The organism is Gimesia panareensis (assembly GCF_007748155.1).
Classification (GTDB): Bacteria; Planctomycetota; Planctomycetia; order Planctomycetales; family Planctomycetaceae; genus Gimesia; species Gimesia panareensis.
The window spans coordinates 4,509,149-4,529,730 of record NZ_CP037421.1; the positions used below are offsets into that span (position 1 = coordinate 4,509,149).

Sequence of the window (20,582 nt, forward strand, 5' to 3'; positions counted from 1 at the left end):
CCGAATGTTAGTTCGGGCCCGTTTTTTTTGTACTCCGAGATTGCAAAGCAACATAGTCAGGAACCGCTGAGCACCTTGACTTGCGGGGGTTCTGCAAAATCGATCCAGAGTCGCTGGTCGGTTTCCGGGCTGGGTTTTCCATCATGTACGTAAAAGCGATAGCGCGAGACGTAAGGTTTTCCCGGCTGGATATCAAACGGATCCAGTGACGCGACTGCAAAACAGAAGTAGGGCATCGTCGGATGCAGGCGGACCGGCTGTGGGGACCGGAAATTCGTGGGGGCACTGAAGATGGCCACGCCTGCGGTTTCCTTCCCCAGCGGACCATACATTTCCACCCAGTGGGGTCGGGACTGGTTACCGTTGACCTTATTCTTCCCTTCACTGGTCAGGTAGTCATAACCATGGTTTGTATGCCAGTCCGCATGACCGCGAATCGTCATGCCGCCGTAATGAATTTTATCGATGGTCACCGGCTGGTCGGTCGCACAGTTCTGAATGGACTCGATATCAAACAGGAACTTTTTCTCCAGCGCGTAAACGCGGACCTTCCAGTTTTCGTTGAGCATCGTTACCGGCCCCGTTTTTTTCGTCAGGTCGATATGCGCGATCGAGGTATCGATTTCCCCGAAGACGGGGCCGCCGGTAAAAGAGTTGATCTTGCTGTGGGCAACTTTTCCGAGTTTGGATTTCTGATCCCAGCCGTTGTTCTCCCGGCCTTCAAAGATGACCTTCCGCCACGAAAACATGATGCCGTGCTGGTGAGCATGGTCAAGGTTGAAATCGTCTGTGATGACCTTCCCTGATGGTGTATACAGCGGATGTATGTAGCCGCTCTTGTCGTAATAGGCTTCGTCCCGCTTCGGTGCTTTGACGACCGCATGATTGTAAGTCAGCACCGGTTTGCCGGCGACTTTGACATTCAGGTGACTGCCGTCATCCTTGACGGTGACCTGCTCTGTTTCTTTAGTGTACTTCGCCGCGAACAGGCGATACTGTCGCGAAGCTCCCGCGGGCAATGGTTCCCGCAGGATCCAGACCAGTTCCCGCACCGGTCCGGTTGCATCGATCTGCACCGGAACTTCCTGACTGTTATCAAGGCGAACCAGTGTTAACTGTTTCTGCTGTTTCATTGGGTCGGGAATCGGAATGCTGATGACGGTATTGTGGCGCGCGTGCTGACCCGCTTTGACTTCGAGTGTCACCGCGGGACCGGCGTAGGCGGTCGTCAGCGTCGATAACAGCAGGGCCAGCGTGAAAAACGTCAGGTAAAGTCGTCCCGATTTCATGGATTCATTCCGTTTCTGTTGTTGCATCTCAGAGTGTCCAGCCTTTGCGGTATTCACGTTGAATGTACTGCGCTGCCTGGTCCGTATTAGTGGCGGCGACTTTGTCCGCATCCCATTCCACTTTTTCGCCGACCCGAAAAGCCAGATTGCCCAGCAGGATCGTTTCGGTCAGTGGGGCAGCGTAATCGAAATGGCAGAGCGTTTTGCCGTTGCCTTTACAGGCTTCAAACCATTCCCTGCGGTGGTTACCAATCGCGGGTGGGATGGATTCAGGCGGTGCCTTGAAACCAGCGAACTTCTCCTCGGGGAGCAGCACGCGTTTGTTGTAATCTGCGGCCAGCATGCCCTCCGTGCCGACAAACAGAATTCCCGCGGCCCATTCCGGGCCTCCCAGTTTGAGCACCGGTTCGGGCGTGTTGCGTCCGTGATACCAGACAACCTCCACGGGAGGCTGCGATCCCCGGGCGGGGAACTGCCAGTGACAGTCGAGCCAGAAGGGGGTGGAGTCGGGATGCAGTTTCGGACCTTTTGTTTCCACCGAGTTCGGATACTGCAGATCGAGCGACCAGAAAATCAGGTCCATGTAATGGCAGCCCATGTTCCCCAGCGTGCCGTTGCCGAAGTCCCACCAGTAGTGCCAGTCGTGGGGGTGATAACAGGGGTGGAAATTCTGCATCGGTGCCGGGCCGACCCAGAGATCCCAGTTCAGGGTTTTCGGGATCGGCTGCGGTTCTTTGGGACGATCGACCACATGCTTGTAACGCCGCCAGCCCCCCGGCCGACCGAACCAGACATGCACCTGTTTGACATCGCCGATGGCGCCGGAACGAATCAGTTCGACAGTCCGCCGATAATTGTCGCCGGCGTGGTTCTGGGTCCCCATCTGGGTGACAACTTTTTCCTCACGGGCGACCCGCTGCATTGCGCGGACTTCGTGAATCGAATGCGCCAGCGGTTTTTCGCAGTAGACATGTTTGCCCCGCCGCATGGCGTTGATGGCGATCGTGGCGTGCGTGTGATTGGGGGTCGTCACCACGACGGCGTCGATCTGGTTTTCCAATTTGTCGAGCATCACACGAAAATCGGCGAACGATTTCGCGCCGGGGTACTTCGCCTGGTATTTGTCGGTGCGGGCGGAATCGACGTCGCACAGGCCGACAATATTCTGACTGGAGACCAGCCCCAGATTGGCCTGCCCCTGGTTCCCCAGGCCGATGCAGGCGATGTTGAGTTTCTCATTGGGAGAATTACTCTCCGCCTGCGTTGTGTTACCGCCCAGCCAGAGCCCGGCTCCTGCCAGAGTGGAACGTTGTAACATTTCACGTCGCGTCAGTTTGGTTGAGATACTCATAAACTCCCTGTCTGTCGGTGACCTGCTCTGTTTTCGAATTCGCTGGCTGCGCGCTCCCGCTGCCAACACTTATTAAACCTTATTACGTTATTCAAAACCAGCCTGAAATAGAAATCGGTGGTCGGGAGACGTTCGGCAGATGAGCATGTTCCCTTCTCAGGGGATGGTTCATTAGAAAAACTCGACTGAATTCAGAGCACGCTGTTGTATTTCCCCCGCGGTAGAGAGATATTAGATCGGTCCAATATCAATTATTTTTGCCTGCCCGGGAGCGCTTCCATGATGACTTCGATGCGGCTGAGAACTGCTTTTCTGCTCAGCCTGTTTGTCCTCTGTTTTTCCTTCAATCACTCTGTCTCAGCAGCCGCCAGGAAACCGAATGTGCTGTTCATCGCCGTCGACGACCTGCGGCCCGAACTGGGCTGTTATGGCGCGTCGCATATTAAGAGTCCGCACATTGATCAGCTGGCGGCCAGCGGTCTGCTGTTCAATCATGCCTATTGCCAGCAGGCGGTCTGTTCCCCTTCGCGGACCAGTCTGATGACCGGGCTGCGGCCCGATTCCACGAAGGTCTATGACCTGGATACGCACTTTCGTAAAACGGTGCCGGATGTGGTGACGCTGACGCAGCAGTTCATGCAGCATGGTTACCGGGCGGTCGGCATGGGCAAAATCTATCATGGGAGCCTGAACGATAAAGCGTCGTGGAACGCTTACCCCACGGTCAAAGGGAGAGGATATCAGCTACCGGAAACGCTGACGGCAATCCGGGAACGGACCAAGGGGCTCGACGTAAAAAAAATGGGGTGGCGACAACGCTCCAAGCTCACGCGGGGTCCGGCGACAGAAATGGCCGATGTGCCTGACCAGCAGTATCGCGACGGAGCGATCGCGGAACGGGCGATCAAATCGCTGCAGGAGTTGAAGCAGAGCCAGCAGCCGTTCTTCCTGGCGGTGGGTTTTCTGAAGCCGCACCTCCCCTTTGTGGCGCCGAAGAAGTACTGGGATCTGTATGACCGTAAAGAGATCAAGCTGGCCGACAATCGATTCCAGCCGAAGAATGCCCCCTCCTATGCCAACACCAACTGGGGAGAACTGCGGAACTATTCGGACATGCCGGCCAAGGAGGATCTGACCGATGAGCAGCAACTGCAGTTGCGTCACGGCTATTATGCCTGCGTCAGTTTCACCGATGCCAACATCGGTAAAGTGCTGGATGAGCTGAAGCGGCTGGAACTGGACGAGAACACGATTGTGATCCTCTGGGGCGATCATGGCTGGAAGCTGGGTGAGCACAATGGCTGGTGCAAGCATACGAACTTTGAAAACGACACCCGCGTGCCGCTTATCATTCGGGCACCGGGCATGCAGGCGCAGGGGAAAACCAGTGAGGCCCTGGTGGAGTTTGTGGATATTTACCCCACGCTCTGCGATTTAGCGGGCCTCCCCCTGCCCGCTCACCTGGAAGGAACCAGCTTCAAGCCCCTGTTGACCAACCCGCAGCGCCCCTGGAAGCCGGCCGCTTTCAGTCAGTATCCACGGGGACGCGTGATGGGTTATTCGATGAAAACGGACCGCTACCGCTACACCGAATGGCAGGACCGCAAGTCAGGCAAAGTTATGGCGCGTGAGCTGTACGATCATCAGCAGGACGGTGCTGAGAACGAGAACATCGCCGGAAAGCCAGATCAGAAGCCGGTGGTGAAACAACTGTCGGCGCAGCTCAAAAAGAACTGGAAAGGGGCTGTGGTTCCTGACTGAGGGGGAGGAAGGGATGTAGGGTTGAGGTGGGTGCTGATATTCGGTTCCTCACTTGTTTTCCGGTGGATAATAGAAAACGCCATGAATGCCATAATCGACAAGAGGCTCAATGACATTGCTGAGGCACTGAAGGCCAAGTTTAGCGAAACCGCATTGCGTGGAAGCGGTAGTGCCAGTTTCGTCTATGTTCAAGCAAATGGGAGAGCCGCCGAAGCATCGATAGACAACGATGCTGTCTGGATCGAGTTTTGGGATGCTGTGGTTGACGATGATCCGATCCCTTCGGTAAGAGAGAAAAAGGTGAATACAGCCGACGAAGCTCAAACAGAAATAGCATGCTGGTTGTTGTCTGTAGGAGCAGGAGGGGATGAGTGACATGAGGTGGGGGGCGTGGTATATGGTTCCTTCTTCCCTGGTGCTGATTCAATGTCGCCCGGCGAGCGGACACGTGGGTCCGCAACCTACTTTTCAGGGGTTGGTTCTGCTTTCTGAATCGGTCTGTTGCCCTGACAGTTTCCTGCGTTCGCCCCGTATCAGAATTGGCTCAATTCAGGACTCGTTCAGTCCCTGGTCATTTTTTCCAGAGCCACAGACGCAACTCATCAGAAATTCCGTCTGCCGGCATATCAAAAAATATGCTTTCGACTTTTCCGTTTTCCCCGATCAATACCGTATGAGGGACCCCATTCACTTCGAATGCCTGGCCCACCTTTCGCTTCTCGTCCAGCGCAATGGGGATCGCAATTTTCTGTTTTTGCAGAAATTTCTCTACTGTTTTCGCGTCTTCACCACTGTTTACTGCGAAGAACTTTACGTTCTCGCCGCCAGATTCGGCCTGGATCTTTTCCAACTCGTGCAGCTCCCTGATACAGGGAACACACCATGAGCCCCAGAAACTGAGAACCACTTTCTTTCCGAGCAAAGATGGGTGAGTGACCTCACTTCCATCAAGCAGTTTTAAAGTGAACCCGGGAGAAGCTTTGCCCAGCAGTTTCCATCCAGGTCCATCGTAGGGCCGTGTCGCCTTCTCGTCAGGGGTTGACTCCAGCACTGGGACGAGGACCGGGGGTTCAGGTGCCGATACTCGAATGTCTGTGTCTGAATGGATCGTGAAACGCAGGTTTCCAGGAGAATCGTGCGGAACTTTAATCTCACCGACGAACATCACATCTGCTGCGGTTCGATCAAACCGAACTTCAAGATTCTCCTGACTGGATGGGGCAAAGTTGACATCTGCACGAAGCTTAAAGCCAGCTGGCAGACTTGAGTTTTTCAAATAAGTTCTTGAGTGTCCTCGCAGTCCTTCCGTAAACGCTGAGACAAGCAGTCGCGATTTGGTGCCGCGTACAAGCCTTGTAAACTGGTGTCTGATCCCCCAGGTCATCGGAAAATCAAATTTGATGACGGGTGCGTTTTCAGGCTTCGAAGAGAATCTGGCTTCTGCTCGCTGAGAGAATGACTGAGCAATCCTGAGCTTCAAATAAACCATGCCGTCCTGCTTTTCGAGGAAATCCCGTAACCGGGCCTTCCTTTCAGGCGTGTCTTGCGGATAATTCGGATTCCTCTCAAAGTAATCCACTGCGAAGGCAGTGTATCGACTGGAATTCGAAAGAGTCTTTTTGCCAGTTCGAATCTTCTGCGCGGAGTCTGCCTGCTCTGCGTCGACAAGATCGACAAAATGATAACCGGCCTTGTAGATGTTGTTATGCGGGGATTTGTTGATCACGCTGATCTGGATACATTCCCCTTCCTCCGTCAAGTCTCCATTACAGTTGCGATCAAGATAAATATTCTCCCCATCGACAACCATCCACGCTGCTTGAGTGTCGACATCACCAAAGAGTAACAAGGCATATCCTGGATTGTCATTCGCATAATGAGGGTGCACTGAAATCTCAGGCCAACACTTCGAAGCAGAACGCACTTCATCATTGCCCTTCACGCAATCTGGAGTCAGTAATGCGATGAAGACGGTGAAGGTAATTACGCTATCGTATTTGATTCTCATCACAGCACTCGTTAGTAGAAGTCGGAGAATAGCAATCTTCATGAAACACTTATCATGGTCCGCGATTCTGTGACATCCGTCAACTGCGGGTGTCATTTCCTGTCATAACAAGCACTCGTCGACGGTGCCTGAATCGGCAATCATTGCGATCCCGTAGTCAGGAATTGACGAAGGACATTCAAATAAGAGGTTTACTTCGTTCAGCTTAACGATTTTCAGCTTTAGGGGTGAGTATTTTTTAAATGGTGGGTTTGGTTGTCGGGGCTGGTATATGGTTCCGTCAAACACGGTGCTGATTCAACGTCGCCAGGTGGGCGGACACGTGGGTCCGCGCCCAACGGAATGTGGTTGGGAAGTTGGTTCTGAATTGCATGATTAAACCTGCGGCTGATTTGGTTTGAGCGGAATGTCGCTCAGGAGGGAACTGGTTCGACAAATGTTGGGTCTTACCCTGTCAGCTTCCTGAGACGCCTGGCTGTTTTGTGAGCAGGCTCACACCGAGCTTACAGGATTGTATCAGAGAGATCCGTGGTGATTAATTTCCTGTCTTTATTATACCACAGCGTGATAAAACAAATACCGGGAACAATATGTGATCGCTTTTCATCTAGCTCTACTACGCCACCAATAGCGACGATCACCTTAAATCCCGTCCCAAAACATAAATCATAGGGAGTATACAACGCACTTTTTGAAATCAGTTCTAATTTGGTATCTGGTGCAACATGAACTCGCTCCTCCTCTTCTCCCACAGAGACTTCGTGTCCCCAGTCTGCAAGTATCTCAGACAGTTGATCCAAGATTTGCTGTGTGGGAAGCAGCTTCTCCAAGGCTTCCTCTATCGCAGTATGCATGACTGTTACCTCCTGGCCAGTTACAAAGGTGCCCGGAATTGATTTCTGGTTCTGCAGAAAAGTTTTGAAGTTTGGATTCGTTCAGCTTAACGATTTTCAGCTTGGGATGTGAGTTGCATTTTTATAAAATGGCAGGTTTGATTATCGGGACCTGCAACCGGGTTCCGTTGGACGTGGTGCGGGATTTTTTCCTGAATACGGCACAGTTGGGCAGGCCAACTGTGGCACACGGCATCCGGAACACGGTGCCCTACTAAATCCAGTTGGGAAGCTGGTTGTGGATTGTTTTTTCAACCGGGGCTAAGGCCCTGCGGCTGATTTGATTTGAGCGGAATAGCGTTTGCCACCGGGATGTACTTTGATGACCTCACTGATTACCGTCGGCTAGCGCCTTGCCGCTCAGGAGGATACGGGGTCGATTGCTAAGCACGTTTTGGAAGCATCCAATCAATCATCACATCGTCAATCCCTTGTTGAGATCGGGGAGATGTTGCCAGAGTTGCAGCATTCCCTCGCGTGTGACTGCAGTGCCCCTGGTACTGAGCGATTTCAACTGAGTCATGCCGTTCAAATATGGCAGACCTGCGTTTGTCAGTCTGGTGTAATCAGCCCACAGAGTTTTTAGCCTGGGGAGTTTGGTTATTTCCTGCAGAAATCGATCGTCGATGTTGCTTTCAATCAAATCCAGTTTTTCAAGATTTTGGCATTTGACGATTTGTTGGAAACCATCCACGGTCAACTGTTCACATCCACGGAACGAGAGTTTCTTAAGTGATGTAAACGTTACTTGGGCGAATCCAGTTCCGGTTATTTTTGTACGTCCCAGGTCAAGATCTTCCAGACGCTGCAGGGACGCTAATTTCGCAAGCCCTTCATCAGTCACTTGAGTGCCGCTGAGAAATAAATGCGTTATTTGACTGGCGTCTGATTGCACAAAGATGTCCAGATCCTGGTCATCTACCTTTTGGTTCGTCAGATTTACCCAGGCAAATTCGCCCTGTTCGTTTTGCGAAATGCGTCCGCCCTTCCTTTCGACGAATGATATTAAATCTTCCATACCATTTCCTTTCTCAAATATTGATTTCACACATAGATAACGATGAGCTTATTACACAGAGATGAAGGGGGAGAAACCGGATTCTTCAGTTCTCTTTTTGAAGTTCGGATCCGTTCCGCTTCGCGATGTTCAGCTTGGGGCGTGAGGGGATATCCCTAAAATAACCCGTCTTGTTGATGGGAACTTCAGCAGCCCTGAGAGAGAGTTCTGGGAGTCTGATTCAGAATCAGCGGCACCAGTTCATTTTGAACTTACTGGCTGTTTTTTCTCACTGATTTTGGCACTGTTGGACAAGCCCAATACTGTTCGGCACGATATTTGCGCACTGTCGTCTGGTAGTATAGAATACTGCCATAACGACAGGAATCAGCATGGCCAATCAACAGACTAATAGCATCGAAGCTTGTGACATCACCGGTCTTAAGTATCTGGATCGGGTTCTCCCGCTGTTTAAGCGACTGCGTCCCGAGGGAACTGAACGTGACAAAGCCGGTAACCGGCAACTGTTTTACGATCAGTATTGCGCACTGCAGTTACTGTACCTGTTCAATCCGATCGTGACTTCTTTGCGCGGATTACAGCAGGCCAGTGAGCTCAAAAAAGTCCAGCGAAAACTGGGCTGCCCGCGGTCTTCTCTGGGATCCCTTTCCGAAGCGGTTCGGGTCTTTGACCCTGAACTGCTGCGGGAAATTGTAGGCGAACTGATTGAAAAACTGCCTGCCCAGAAGCCGCAGGATCGGCGTCTCCAGGATCTGGCTCAGACGCTGACTGCCGTGGATGGCACGTTCCTCAAAACACTGCCGCAGATCACTCAGGCCTGTTTTTCAACCCGCCAGGACAAAGGCTGGCAGCTGCACACTCATTTTGAAATACTGCGGGGAATCCCGGTACGCATGGATCTGACGGATGCCACCGGTCGCAAAGAAGGTAATGAAAAATCCATGCTGACTAACGTGCTGGAAAAAGATCGTTGCTACATCCTGGACCGTGCTTATGAAAAATATGCCCTGTTTAATGCGATTGTGAATGCCGGCAGCAGCTACGTGTGTCGAATTCGCGGTGATCACATTTTTGTGGAACAGGAATCCCGTGAATTGACCGCAGAGGCCAGGGCAGCGGGAGTGCTGGAAGATCGGGTAGGGCAGCTGGGGTCTCCCAAGTCACGGAGAATAGAACACCCTGATCATCCGGTGCGTCGGATTACTGTCAAAGTCACTCCGCATCCTAAACGGGGAGGACGGAGACGGGAGGGGGCAAGCCAGGATCTGGTTGTGGCAACCAGTCTGCTGGACGTGCCTGCTGAGATCATTGCGCTGATCTATCAGCACCGCTGGCAAATTGAATTGTTCTTTCGTTTTTTAAAGCATGTACTTGGCTGTCGTCACCTGCTGAGTCAGAACCCGCAGGGAATTCAGATACAGACTTATTGCGCGATGATCGCCTGTCTGTTAATCAGTCTGATTACAGGGAAAAAGCCGACGCTCCGAACATATGAAATGCTGTGTTTCTATTTCAGTGGCCTGGCGGATGAGGATGATCTGATCAACCACATCAACCGTCTGCAATCCCACGAAACCAGATAGCACAGGACTCCTCGCCCGACTGCTGACTGTTGGTGACGAGATGATTCATGCTGCGCTGTTCGAAAGATTTCATAGCCGTGTATGAGCCATGACTGAATGAGATCTTCAAACAAAACTTCTAAAAAATGCAGTTCATAAGAGTTAAGCTGCAATCCACAATCAACTGCAAACCGTGAGCCGAACAGTATTGGGACAAGCCAACTGTGGCACACGACAGGTGAGACACATGGATCAGCACACTACGGTTCGATCTAGGATGATTCCTGCTCGCTGCGCCCGGCCCGAATTGCATTCAGGCCTAACGGCTGTGGGGAAAACTGGTGTTCGCACTCACTAGAACACAGTTGGGCAAGCCAACTGTGGCAACCGACGTCAGCGGGATTTTTAGTAACGGTGCCAATGAGAGCAGAATGGGATCGAATGACACCTGGCAGACGCGCAGGCCTGCTGGTACGGATGATCTTAGCTGAAATGTATTCGTTATGGAAGACATAATCGGGAATGAATGGATCCGACGGGTGGATACATGGGTCCGCACCCTGTTTTTTTTTGTTGAAACCAGGACCTGATTTGATTTGATCGGAATATGGCCAGGTAGTGTTTCTTAATTCGGATGGTCTATACCAAAGTCGTTTCAACCGGGGCTAATGCCCTGCGGCTAATTTTTCTTTTCTGTTGTGGAAGTTCTGAAAACAAGAGTAACAGCATACCATCGGCCACGGTGAATACTTACAGAGCTAACGCTGTCGACTTCATGATCACACAGAAAACTATTAAATAAACGTTACCTGGCGCCTTGCCGCTCAGGAGGATGTATATGAGAATCCATTGGAGTCTGGACCGGGTGGATCGTCGCTCGGCGGGCAGGCACACAGGCTCTGCCCCTACGTGCTGTTCTGATTTTGTGAAACAGCACCGGCGGATCAGGACAAAATTTTGTCCCGATGTGGCCGGATTTTGTCCTGATGTGTCCCGGATTTTGTCCCGATCTGGCCGGTTTTTGTCCTGTTCTGCCCTGAACATTGGGAGGAGAACAAAACGAACTCATTCAAATTGTTCTGGTGGAAAGCGGGTGAAAATCGATGGCGGTTCAGGTGCTGCTGTGTCACTGGTGCGTCGTGTTCCAGTGCTCGGCCCCCCGCCTCGCGCGCGAGCCAGATTCGGGGAGAGCGGATCAAATTCCGTTTTTTCAGTCATGACGGGAAACCGAGCAGTCGTGAACTCAGGGAAGTGAGATCTGTTGATGACAGAACAGACAGAGGCAAAGCGGCCGCGATCTGCCGGGCGCATGAAAAAAGGCAGACAGGTCGATGCCTGTCTGCCGATAGGTGGTTCTAGGTCAAACCGGGATCACTCAGGAGACCTTCATGGCCTCAGCGAGAATCTGGGAAGTACTTTCCCGCATGATCCGGGGATCAACCATTTCCCCCTTCTGGAGGGTGGCACGGACTTCTTTTCCGGAGATGAAGACCGGCTTTTCTTCGGAATGGTTTTCCATCAGGTCGACGCGGCCCATCGATTCGTAGTAGGCAGCGAAGCCAACGTTGACGGGCTGAATCAGCAGTTCGCCATTCAGGTTGTTGAAGATTTCCTGGGCGTCGAAGTCACCCCAGATCGCGGTGCCGTCTGCATACGGAGCGTCGGCATGTTTACGACCGATGATGATGTTCGTGTAGCCCATGTTCTGGCGGTAGATGGCGTGCATGACGGCTTCTTTGGGTCCGCCGTAGAACATTTTGATGTCCAGGCCGAGCAGCAGAACGCGATCGGGAGGATTGTCGTCGCGGGCACCCCAGAGTTCGGGATCGCTGTCGCCATCGCCCAGTTCGCGGTTTTCGATCAGCTTTTCGTAGGTCTGCATGCGGATCTCTGCACTCACGTCGTCGCTCTTGGTTTCCCCGATCAGCGGGTTGAGGACAGCGCCGGCATTCTTGCCGTCTTTCAGGAGTTTTTCGAGGCCGTAGACCAGGGCGTATTCGTGAGCACGGTGCAGCGGGTTACGGGTCTGGAAGGCGACGACCGCGTCCCAGCCTTTGTCTGCGATCAGGGCACGGACTTCGCGGGGCGTCAGCACGTATTTGCCGAACTCGCTGTTCTTGGGCTGAGGCAGAACGCGGATTTCACCGCCGATCAGGTGAGTCTTGTCGGCATCACCTTCGAGGACCATGGCCGCACCAGGGTGGTCGGTCCGTTCGGTCTGGTAGACGCTCTGAATGTATTTGGGTTTGTCCCATTCGAAGACATCGCCGATCTCGAGAGTCGCAACGATTTCGCCTGCTGGACAGGTCAGAGCAACCTTCTGTCCGCTGGAGAGGGTGCCGGCCAGTTCGGAGGTGACGGGCAGTGCCAGCGGGATGGTCCAGGCGTATTTCTTACCGTTAACTTCGATGCAGGCTTCGTCCAGCACGCGGTTGTAGACGTCCCCGTTCATCGGTCCGGTCAGCGGGCTCAGAGTCCCGTCGCCGAGGCGGTATACGGTAGACAAGTCGGCGGCAGAAACAGGAACCTGGGGCAGGCTGGCTGCTTCGGCTTTGAAGCTGTCAATTTCCCCTGCGGGCACTGTACAGCAAACGGGTTCAGTCAACCCTCCGTGAGGGGCAATCAGATCGGCCATTGTTTGAATTCTCAATATTTGTAAAAAGTTCCGAAATTAACGCCAGCCAGTGGGCGTCTCCAGCAGCGAAATTAGGGAAACGCCGGGAAAACTTCAAGCAACAGACGGGGCGATTCATGGAAATCAAAAAACTCTCTGGTTTTACGGCAATTTCCGCCGATTTCAGCCCCGTAAACCGGCCTGTTTCATCAAAGCAGCCGTGGATTCGTAGGCTTCGCGGACCCATTCCTCGATTTTGTCCGGCTCCGGGGAATACTCCAGTTCCAGCGAAATGGCCCCGTCGATGTCCAGTTTTTTAATCTCAGCCAGGTATGGTTCGAAGGGAACCACGCCGCGTCCCGGAGGCAGATCGCCGTGCACTTTGCCGTCGCAGTCCGAAATATGAACGTGAATCGCCTTGTCCTGCAGCTTTTGCAGTTCCTCGGGTTGGACTCCTGCGAGCAGCAGATGCGAGACATCGATGTTGGCTTTGAGGGCGGGATGATCGACTTCATCGACGAAGCGGACCATGGAATCGACGTCGTTGAGCAGGGAGAGCGGGAACGGTTCCAGTTCCAGGGCGATCTCCAGCCCCAGACTGGCCGCGTAATCCGCGAGGAGCCGGCATTGTTCGATTCCCGTCTGCCACTGCTCGGCGGGCGGGATTACTTCGCGGTTCCAGATGTACTCTCCGAGCACGAGCAGCAGATTGCGGGCTTCGAACCGGTAGCAGAGGTCGAGGTAGTCTTTGACCCGCTGCTGATGAAAGCGCTGCACGCTGGGGTTGAAGTCGATCAGTCCGACCGCGACACAGCAGACGGACATGATGGGCAGATCGAGTTGATCGCAGGTATCTTTGACCAGCTTCTGTTCCCGCACATCGGCCTCTTGTGGATCGATGAAGATATCCACACTGTCGAAGCCGATCTCTTTGGTTTTGTGCAATCCCCAGGCGGTATCACGTCCCGCCTGGGCCCAGGCGGAGTTGATCATCCCCAGTTTCATGATGATTCCTTTGCAGCTGCTGTTCACGGTTGCGAATTCCGGTTCTTTAAAGATAACAGTCCGCTTGCAGCGAGAAAAGGCTTCGATCAGAATGGGGGCGTAAGTAATTCATTTCGTCATTCAGCCCGGCAGGATCAGCAGCTCATGGATCTCAAATTACAGGACGTTCCCGTTATTATTACCGGCGGCGCCAGCGGTATTGGACTGGCAACCGCACGCACCTTTGCAGAGGAAGGGGCGCTGCCTGTACTCTGGGATCAATCGGATCAGGTCACAAAGATCGCAGAACAACTGACGAGCGAAACCGGGCAGACGGTCAATGGATTCCAGGTCGATATCACTGATTTTGAAGCGTTACAGGAAGTCACGCGGCAGACTGTGGATCGTGTGAAGTCCTTCGCGCACCTGGTGCATGCGGCTGCGATCGGATCGGGAAAATTCGGTTTCCCGTTTACCAATCTCACACCTGCCGACTGGCCGCGCGTGTTCGAGGTGAATATGCAGGGGATGGTCAACGTGGCGCATGCCGTCACGCCGGTAATGCAAGAGTCAACAGAAGGGAGCATGGTGTTTGTGAGTTCGATTGCCGGCCAGATCGGTTCACAGACGGACCCGCCTTACAGTGCTTCGAAGGCGGCGAATATCAACTTCGCGCAGTGTCTGGCGAAGGATTTGGCTGCCGGTGGGATTCGCGTGAATTCGGTCTGCCCGGGAATGGTGCAGACGCCGTTGAATCAAGGGGTCTGGCAGGCCTGGAATGATCGTCAGCCGGAGGATCAGAAGCGGAGCTATGAGGACTGGGCGGGGGATAAAATCAGGCAGCTGGTTCCCCTGCAGCGGTGGCAGACGACTCAGGATATTGCGGATATGATCGTGTTTCTCAGCTCCGCCCGGGCCGCCCAGGTCACCGGGCAGACGATTAACGTTGACGGAGGGTTTGTGATGCACTGGTAAGAAGTGCGGCTGCCAACGACAAAACCCCGCGCAGATGACCTGTGCGGGGTTGGTTGATGTATCTTGTGCTCAGCTTAGCTGATATCAGAACTACTCAGCTGTTTTCTGATTGGCGCTTTTGGCCAGACGGGACTTGGTCCGGGCAGCGGTGTTCTTGTGAATCACGCCTTTGGCAGCAGCCTGATCGATCTTTTTGGCTGCTGTCTGCAACGCCTGAGCAGCGGCCTGTGCATCATCGCCGGTGATGGCAGCACGGGCATTTTTGATGGCAGTTCTCAATTCAGAACGGGTTGCACGGTTACGGACTCGACGAACTTCACTTTTCCGCAACGCTCTTTTGGCACTTTTCGTGTTTGGCATTTTTCGACTTAAGTTTTTTCTGAGTAACTATTTATAATTCAAACCAGCTTACGCCATTCAAGACGGTCGCCACAGGGTTTCTCAGGCAGATTCAGGAGTTTAACAACCTGTCAGCCGTTATTCCAACCATCTTGAGCCGCAAAAGTCAGGTTTTTTCAGGATTTTTACTCACTGCCAGTAAAGCTGATACGCAAGGGATAGAGAGTTACTCTTGCCCTTCCATGTCTTCCAGGCGCTGGCGGGTATCCCGATAATCGTAATCCACGGCCAGAATTTCGCTGTAATGATCTGCGGCCTGGGCTTTCTGCTTCGCTTCCTCATACAGACGGCCCAGCAGATAATGCGCTTCCTTGAAGGTGTCCTCTTTTTCATCCGCAGAGAGTTTGGGAAGTGCTTTTTCGAACTGCCGCTTGGCGAGCTCTTTTTTTCCGTCGGCAAAGAAACATTTTCCCAAAGCGACGAGCGCGTCCGAACTGATTCGGGTATCTTTGACGGACTGTTGCAGCAGTGGAATGGCAGAGGCCCATTTTTTGAGCCGAATAAACCTCTGAGCCAGTTCGTATTTGATGCGCATATCGGCGGGATAGCGCTCGACCCGCCTGGTAAAGACATCGATTTCCTTTTTGATCAGGGCCTTACTGAGCAGGGTCACCTGTTTTTTCGCCTCTGGATTTTCACGGTCCTGGTTGAACTCATCTTTGGCAGTCGTCAGCTGATCCTTCAACATCTCGATATCGATGTCTTCCACCTGTTCGCCGATATTCGCGTCCCTGTTGGAAAATTCAAAGGCCTTCTCATAATTCTCCCGGGCTTCCTGAAGTCGGCCTTCACGGCGATAAAAGTCTCCCAGTTTCAGGTAGAGGTCCTTGTTTTCAGGTTCTTTTCGAATCGAGCGTTGCAGATCGGCTTCGACGGACTGTCCTGGTCCATCGGGGGCGTTGCCTTTCTGTGCCTGATGTCTTTGTTCCCGGGTAGCACGCCCTTCGTCGTAGGCAGACTGGACTCGGACTCCCGAAGATTTGTCTGCTCCTTCGTAACCGCCACGGACGCGGGTCTCCGTTGCCATCAGCGAAGTAATCTTGGAGCGGGCGTCTCCATCCATCGGATCGAGCTTGAGTGCCATTTCCCAGCATTCGCGAGCCGACTTGTACTCCCCCTTTTCTTCAAGGAGCGTCCCCAGTTCGGCATAATAGCCCTTATTGGTCTTATCATTTTCAATGGCGACTTTGAGACCGAAAATAGCGGCATCATCATATCCCAGATTCTGGCAGGCTGTTGCCATCTCTGCATTCAGAGCGGAATCCCAGGGATTCAGCGACAGCCCTTCTTCGGCCAGTTGATCGGCGCCAGCCCAGTCCTTCTTCCGGCGGGCGTTTTTGATTTTGGTTTTGATTCCGGCGAGTTTTAAAACGCCCATCTTGGAGCCGCTCTGGTTATCGCCGTACTTCTTGCGTTCCGCGCCCCGTTTGGTCTGGCGGTATAGCAGTGCCCCCGGATCCAGCTTGACGGCTGTGGAGAACATTTCGATCGAATAGTCCCAGTTTTCTTTTGACAGGGCTTCGTTTCCCCGTCTCCAGCAGTCAGCCGCGATTTTTTTATTTCTGTCAGATGTCATAATCTCTTCCGCAGTTTCCCAATGCTCAAAATCAATCCTTGAGTTGAACGACACCTCCACGATCCCTGTACTACAGGGTATCGGATCAAAGGGCCCGCACCTTTTCCTTATATAAGTTATTACGCCTCAGTGTTACATCTTACAAGATTTTTTAACACCCTACCATCACAAGTTTTAGTTAATTTTACTGTTCATACGCATCCAGCATGTAGAATCCAGGGACCTGAACTTGCATCTCTGATGTCGCCTTCGCACAATGGAACACTTCCCGGATTGATCTGGGAATACCCGTCCCATTCCATAAAATCAATCGACCGACTCAAAAAACACCCTGGGAGTATCACTATGAAGCAGTTTTCGATTCGCGCCCTCTCTGGCTGCTGTCTGTTCCTGATCCTGACTCAGATCAACTACGCCGATTCCAAGGACCCGAAATGGGCGGCTAACAGTGTGGAACAGGCCGGCCCTGATTTCCAGATTCAGGGAGAATACTCGGGCATCCTGGGAACGGGAGATGACACTCTCAAATATGGAGTGCAGGTGATCGCATTGGGTGATGGCAAATTTCAGGCAGTCGGCTATCCGGGCGGACTGCCCGGCGATGGCTGGACTCAGGAGAAAAAAGTTACTACCGAAGGCGTGAGGGATGGTAATGCGATCAAATTCAAGTCAGAAGATGGCCGGGGTGATCTCGAAGATGGAAAAATAACGATCTATGACGCCGAAGGCACCAAGGTCGGTGTGCTCAATAAAGTCCATCGTAAAAGCCCAACCCTGGGCAAACCAGCCCCGGAAGGCGCGATTGTGCTGTTCGACTCGAAGCATCCGGAGAAGACCGCCAAGAATTTCAAAAATGGTCGCGTGACCGAAGACGGCCTGTTGATGGAAGGTGTCACCAGCAAACAGAAATTCAAAGACGGCCACCTGCACCTGGAATTCCGACTCCCCTTCATGCCTCAGGCACGGGGACAGGGACGCAGCAACAGTGGCTGTTATGTGCTGGGACGTTATGAAGTTCAGATTCTGGATTCATTCGGCCTGGAAGGCAAAGACAACGAATGTGGCGGGATTTACAAACTGGGTGCTCCCAGCGTCAATATGTGCTTCCCTCCCCTGGCCTGGCAGACCTACGACATCGATTTCACTTCTGCCAAGTATGACAAGGATGGTAACAAGACTGACAAGGCCCGGATCACGGTCAAACACAACGGGGTTACCATCCACGATGATCGCGAAATTGGTGAACCTACTCCCGGTGGTACCAACAAAGATGAGTCCGCAGCCGGCCCGCTGTTTTTACAGAATCATTCGAATCCGGTCCGCTTCCGCAATATCTGGGTGATTGAAAAATAATCCAGACCGTTCCGACGGTAATCACTCACGATATTTCACAAGCGGGGGCCGCATCCTGATGACCGAGACAGAGACGCTTTCACTGGAACAGACTGAGCCGACCCTGAAAAAACGGCTGATTGTCATGATGTTCCTGCAGTACTTCGTGCAGGGCTGTTACCTGCCCATCATCACACTCTATCTGATTGACGCGCTGGGATTCTCAGCCTTTCAGATCGGTGTGTTTGGAGCAGCACTGGCCGTGGGTCCGTTACTGGCGCCCTTTGTGTTCGGCCAGATTGTTGACCGCCACTATGCAACCGAGCGCGTGCTCGCGTTCTGCCATTTTTCCGGTGGCGTGATCATGCTGGCGCTGTTTCTGCAGCAGAGTTACTGGCCCGTGGTCATCCTGGGTGTGCTGTATTCGATCCTGTATGTTCCGACGATGATGCTCACCAATTCGCTCTCGTTTCAGCACCTGAAAGACAGCGATCGTGAGTTTCCCCTGATTCGTTTGTGGGGCACGATCGGATTTGTCGTCCCCGCCTGGCTGGCAGAAGGACTCTTTCTGCGGGGGCTTTCTGGTGAGGAACTGAATACGGGCCGAGGCATCGTGCTGGCGATGGCGGGTGTCGCCGGTCTGATCATGGCGGCTTACTGTTTAACGCTGCCGCATACGCCGCCTGTGAAAGGCGATAAGAAAGATCTGGCACCGGGCAAGGTTCTGAAAATGCTGAAATACCGGCACTTCCTGGTTCTCGTCCTGGTCGCCTTTATCATCTCGATCGTGCACAAGTTCTACTTTCAGTGGAACAGTCCCTTCCTGAAAAATGTGCTCCTGATGGGAGACGTGAAAGGCGCCTGGGAACAGCGGATCAGTTCGATCGGGCAGGTCTTTGAAGTCATTGTGATGGCTGGCCTCGGATTCGGCATTAAAAAATATGGTTTCAAAGTGGTGATGCTGGTCGGCCTGCTCTCCTACCTGGTACGCAGCCTGATCTTCGCCTATGCCTCAACACTCAGTGACGCGTATACTCTGGCCATGACGCTGACCTGCCTGGGGCAGGCGATGCACGGTCTCTGCTTCGGTTGTTTTCTGGCGGCTGCTTACATCTATGTCGATAAGGTCTGCCCGCTGGATGCCCGTGGCAGTATGCAGACCTTTTTCGGCACGTTTGTGTTTGGGCTGGGTATGTTCGCCGGCGGTTTCATCAGTGGATCGATTGGTGACTATTTCACATCCCCGGGGAAAGAAGCACTGGTCCGCACTGCCTGGAACATCGAATCGCAGACAGGCATTCAGGCTTTCACCCAGAAGAACCTGGAGGGGCATCCCATTGACCTGCTGCGCGACTGGCCGGGGATCTGGCTGAGCAGTGCCGCGATCGCGTTGTTTGCCACTGTCCTGTTCTGGATTCTCTTCCCCAAAACGGATACATCCCAGCGCATGGATCCGGTTCAAGAGTCGTCGTAAATGCCTTTTACTATCTCAGAAAATGTTCTGATCGGCGGCTTTGTGGCTGCTTTTTCCCTGTGGGGGCTGATCAAGGAACAATGGTTTCTTGCAGAGACTCGCAAGGGCCAAAGGCTGACGCAATGGTTTGGGCCGGCGCGGGCGATCTGGGTGTTACGTCTGATATTCCTGATCGGGATCGTGTTTGGAGTCCTGCTGGCGCTGGGACTGATCCAGCCGATTCAATGGGACCAGTGAACTTTCGGCTCTCGAGAGCCTGTTTCACACTGTCAAATTGGCACGGCATGCTCTGGTCATTCACGCCGTTTCTTCATGCCAGAATGACATCTCACTCAGATTCTCACAGACTGCGCACAGAACCATACCACATAACACGAAGTGAAATATAGACTTACAATCTGATTTCTGAAATCAGCCTGTCTATGGGTAAATGGTATGCCCTTTGCTTTCTCATAGTACAGTTATCCGTCTGGAAATAGAGTGAGGATCATATCATGCCGATTTTTCGCTGGGATCAATCCTGGAACCCGTTACGCGATCTGGAACGTGAAGTCGACCGCCTGATTCAGGGTGTCGAATTCTCGGTGCAGGGGATTCGCATGCCCCGCCAGTATCCGGCTGTAAATATATTTGAACTGGAGCATGAGTTTCTGATCACAGCAGAGTTACCGGGGATGGAAGTCGAGGACCTGGAACTGACGATTGCCAACAGCGTGCTGACACTCAAAGGTCATCGCAATTCGCCGGTCGCTGAAAATGAAAACATTCCCGAAGAACGGTTTCGACGCCGGGAACGGACCTTCGGGGAGTGGCAACGCTCAATCAGCATCCCGGATCGGATCTCGGATGAGCAGCTCTCTGCAGAATTCAACGACGGCGTTCTGAAGATTCACCTTCCCAAACTGGAAGAGGAACTTCCCCGTCAGATCCCGGTCAGCTCTGGTGAATAGGAGGCTCAGATGAATCAACCACACGAAAACGAACCACATCACCAGCTATCGCATCCGGAGCAGTTTGTCTTCACTCCTCCTATCGATATCTATGAAACCGATGAGGGGCTGGTATTGTATGCCGACCTGCCTGGTGTGTCTGTGGGCTCGCTTGAACTGCAGGTCCAGGACAATAAACTGACGCTGCTGGGGAAAGTCGAACCCCAGATCCCGGAAGGGGCACGGCCTATTCATAAAGAATACGAGGTCGGGAATTACCTGCGGTCGTTCATTTTGAGTGGAGAGATCGTCCACAGCGAAATCGAGGCCAAACTGACAAACGGCGTGCTGCGAATCTTTCTGCCCAAAGCTCCCAAAGCAGAACCGCGGCGGATTCAGGTGAATACCGGCTGAAAG

At 53.0% G+C, this 20,582-nt stretch carries 18 protein-coding genes; 9 read left to right on the plus strand and 9 right to left on the minus strand.

Annotation, left to right across the window (positions count from 1 at the left end):
- Positions 1-56: 56 nt before the first annotated feature.
- Complete coding sequence (locus Enr10x_RS16645; RefSeq protein ID WP_197997254.1) at positions 57-1,316, minus strand: DUF6807 domain-containing protein; 1,260 nt, start codon at positions 1,314-1,316, stop codon at positions 57-59.
- A gap of 1 nt (position 1,317) precedes the next feature.
- Complete coding sequence (locus tag Enr10x_RS16650; protein ID WP_145450740.1) at positions 1,318-2,640, minus strand: Gfo/Idh/MocA family protein; 1,323 nt, start codon at positions 2,638-2,640, stop codon at positions 1,318-1,320.
- Positions 2,641-2,919: 279 nt separating this feature from the next.
- On the opposite strand from Enr10x_RS16650, the gene Enr10x_RS16655 reads away from it, so the two are divergent.
- Together Enr10x_RS16655 and Enr10x_RS16660 are read left to right on the plus strand one after the other, a co-directional pair.
- Positions 2,920-4,401 carry a sulfatase gene (locus tag Enr10x_RS16655; protein ID WP_232093032.1) on the plus strand — a complete coding sequence of 494 codons (1,482 nt, stop codon included), beginning with the start codon at positions 2,920-2,922 and terminating at the stop codon, positions 4,399-4,401.
- Positions 4,402-4,482: 81 nt separating this feature from the next.
- The gene (locus Enr10x_RS16660; protein ID WP_145450741.1) at positions 4,483-4,776 is read left to right on the plus strand and encodes a hypothetical protein; all 294 of its coding nucleotides are present in this window, start codon (positions 4,483-4,485) and stop codon (positions 4,774-4,776) included.
- A 196-nt stretch (positions 4,777-4,972) separates the two neighbouring features.
- On the opposite strand, the gene Enr10x_RS16665 is transcribed toward Enr10x_RS16660, so the two are convergent.
- The 3 genes from Enr10x_RS16665 to Enr10x_RS16675 form a co-directional block, all read right to left on the minus strand.
- The gene (locus Enr10x_RS16665) at positions 4,973-6,409 is read right to left on the minus strand and encodes a TlpA family protein disulfide reductase (RefSeq protein ID WP_197997255.1); all 1,437 of its coding nucleotides are present in this window, start codon (positions 6,407-6,409) and stop codon (positions 4,973-4,975) included.
- 503 nt (positions 6,410-6,912) lie between these two features.
- The gene (locus Enr10x_RS16670; protein ID WP_145450743.1) at positions 6,913-7,263 is read right to left on the minus strand and encodes a hypothetical protein; all 351 of its coding nucleotides are present in this window, start codon (positions 7,261-7,263) and stop codon (positions 6,913-6,915) included.
- A gap of 454 nt (positions 7,264-7,717) precedes the next feature.
- Complete coding sequence (locus Enr10x_RS16675; protein WP_145450744.1) at positions 7,718-8,320, minus strand: leucine-rich repeat domain-containing protein; 603 nt, start codon at positions 8,318-8,320, stop codon at positions 7,718-7,720.
- A gap of 371 nt (positions 8,321-8,691) precedes the next feature.
- Between Enr10x_RS16675 and Enr10x_RS16680 the strand changes: the two genes are divergently transcribed.
- Positions 8,692-9,903 (plus strand): IS4 family transposase, encoded by a 1,212-nt coding sequence (locus Enr10x_RS16680; protein WP_145110800.1) that lies wholly within the window; start codon positions 8,692-8,694, stop codon positions 9,901-9,903.
- 1,354 nt (positions 9,904-11,257) lie between these two features.
- Here the strand turns inward: Enr10x_RS16680 and Enr10x_RS16685 are convergent.
- Both Enr10x_RS16685 and Enr10x_RS16690 read right to left on the minus strand, forming a co-directional pair.
- Positions 11,258-12,517 (minus strand): sulfate adenylyltransferase, encoded by a 1,260-nt coding sequence (locus Enr10x_RS16685; RefSeq protein WP_145450745.1) that lies wholly within the window; start codon positions 12,515-12,517, stop codon positions 11,258-11,260.
- A 162-nt stretch (positions 12,518-12,679) separates the two neighbouring features.
- The gene (locus Enr10x_RS16690) at positions 12,680-13,501 is read right to left on the minus strand and encodes a sugar phosphate isomerase/epimerase family protein (protein ID WP_145450746.1); all 822 of its coding nucleotides are present in this window, start codon (positions 13,499-13,501) and stop codon (positions 12,680-12,682) included.
- Positions 13,502-13,645: 144 nt separating this feature from the next.
- Here Enr10x_RS16690 and Enr10x_RS16695 point away from each other — a divergent pair, with 144 nt between their 5' ends.
- On the plus strand, positions 13,646-14,455 hold the full coding sequence (locus tag Enr10x_RS16695; protein WP_145450747.1) for an SDR family NAD(P)-dependent oxidoreductase: 810 nt from the start codon (positions 13,646-13,648) through the stop codon (positions 14,453-14,455).
- Positions 14,456-14,545: 90 nt separating this feature from the next.
- Here the strand turns inward: Enr10x_RS16695 and rpsT are convergent, their stop codons facing one another.
- Together rpsT and Enr10x_RS16705 are read right to left on the minus strand one after the other, a co-directional pair.
- Positions 14,546-14,815 carry a 30S ribosomal protein S20 gene (rpsT, locus tag Enr10x_RS16700; RefSeq protein ID WP_145110165.1) on the minus strand — a complete coding sequence of 90 codons (270 nt, stop codon included), beginning with the start codon at positions 14,813-14,815 and terminating at the stop codon, positions 14,546-14,548.
- Between the two features lie 205 nt (positions 14,816-15,020).
- Positions 15,021-16,430 (minus strand): tetratricopeptide repeat protein, encoded by a 1,410-nt coding sequence (locus tag Enr10x_RS16705; protein ID WP_145450748.1) that lies wholly within the window; start codon positions 16,428-16,430, stop codon positions 15,021-15,023.
- 345 nt (positions 16,431-16,775) lie between these two features.
- Between Enr10x_RS16705 and Enr10x_RS16710 the strand changes: the two genes are divergently transcribed.
- The 5 genes from Enr10x_RS16710 to Enr10x_RS16730 all read left to right on the plus strand — a co-directional run bounded on the left by Enr10x_RS16710 (position 16,776) and on the right by Enr10x_RS16730 (position 20,579).
- Positions 16,776-17,783, plus strand: coding sequence for a 3-keto-disaccharide hydrolase (locus tag Enr10x_RS16710; protein WP_145450749.1), 1,008 nt, complete (start codon positions 16,776-16,778; stop codon positions 17,781-17,783).
- A gap of 58 nt (positions 17,784-17,841) precedes the next feature.
- Entirely contained in the window at positions 17,842-19,236 is a 1,395-nt protein-coding gene (locus tag Enr10x_RS16715; RefSeq protein ID WP_145110174.1) for an MFS transporter, read from the plus strand.
- Positions 19,237-19,473 carry a hypothetical protein gene (locus Enr10x_RS16720; RefSeq protein ID WP_145450750.1) on the plus strand — a complete coding sequence of 79 codons (237 nt, stop codon included), beginning with the start codon at positions 19,237-19,239 and terminating at the stop codon, positions 19,471-19,473.
- A gap of 257 nt (positions 19,474-19,730) precedes the next feature.
- Positions 19,731-20,186, plus strand: a complete 456-nt coding sequence (locus tag Enr10x_RS16725; protein WP_145110180.1) for an Hsp20/alpha crystallin family protein — start codon at positions 19,731-19,733, stop codon at positions 20,184-20,186.
- 9 nt (positions 20,187-20,195) lie between these two features.
- Complete coding sequence (locus Enr10x_RS16730) at positions 20,196-20,579, plus strand: Hsp20/alpha crystallin family protein (protein WP_145110184.1); 384 nt, start codon at positions 20,196-20,198, stop codon at positions 20,577-20,579.
- Positions 20,580-20,582 lie beyond the last annotated feature (3 nt).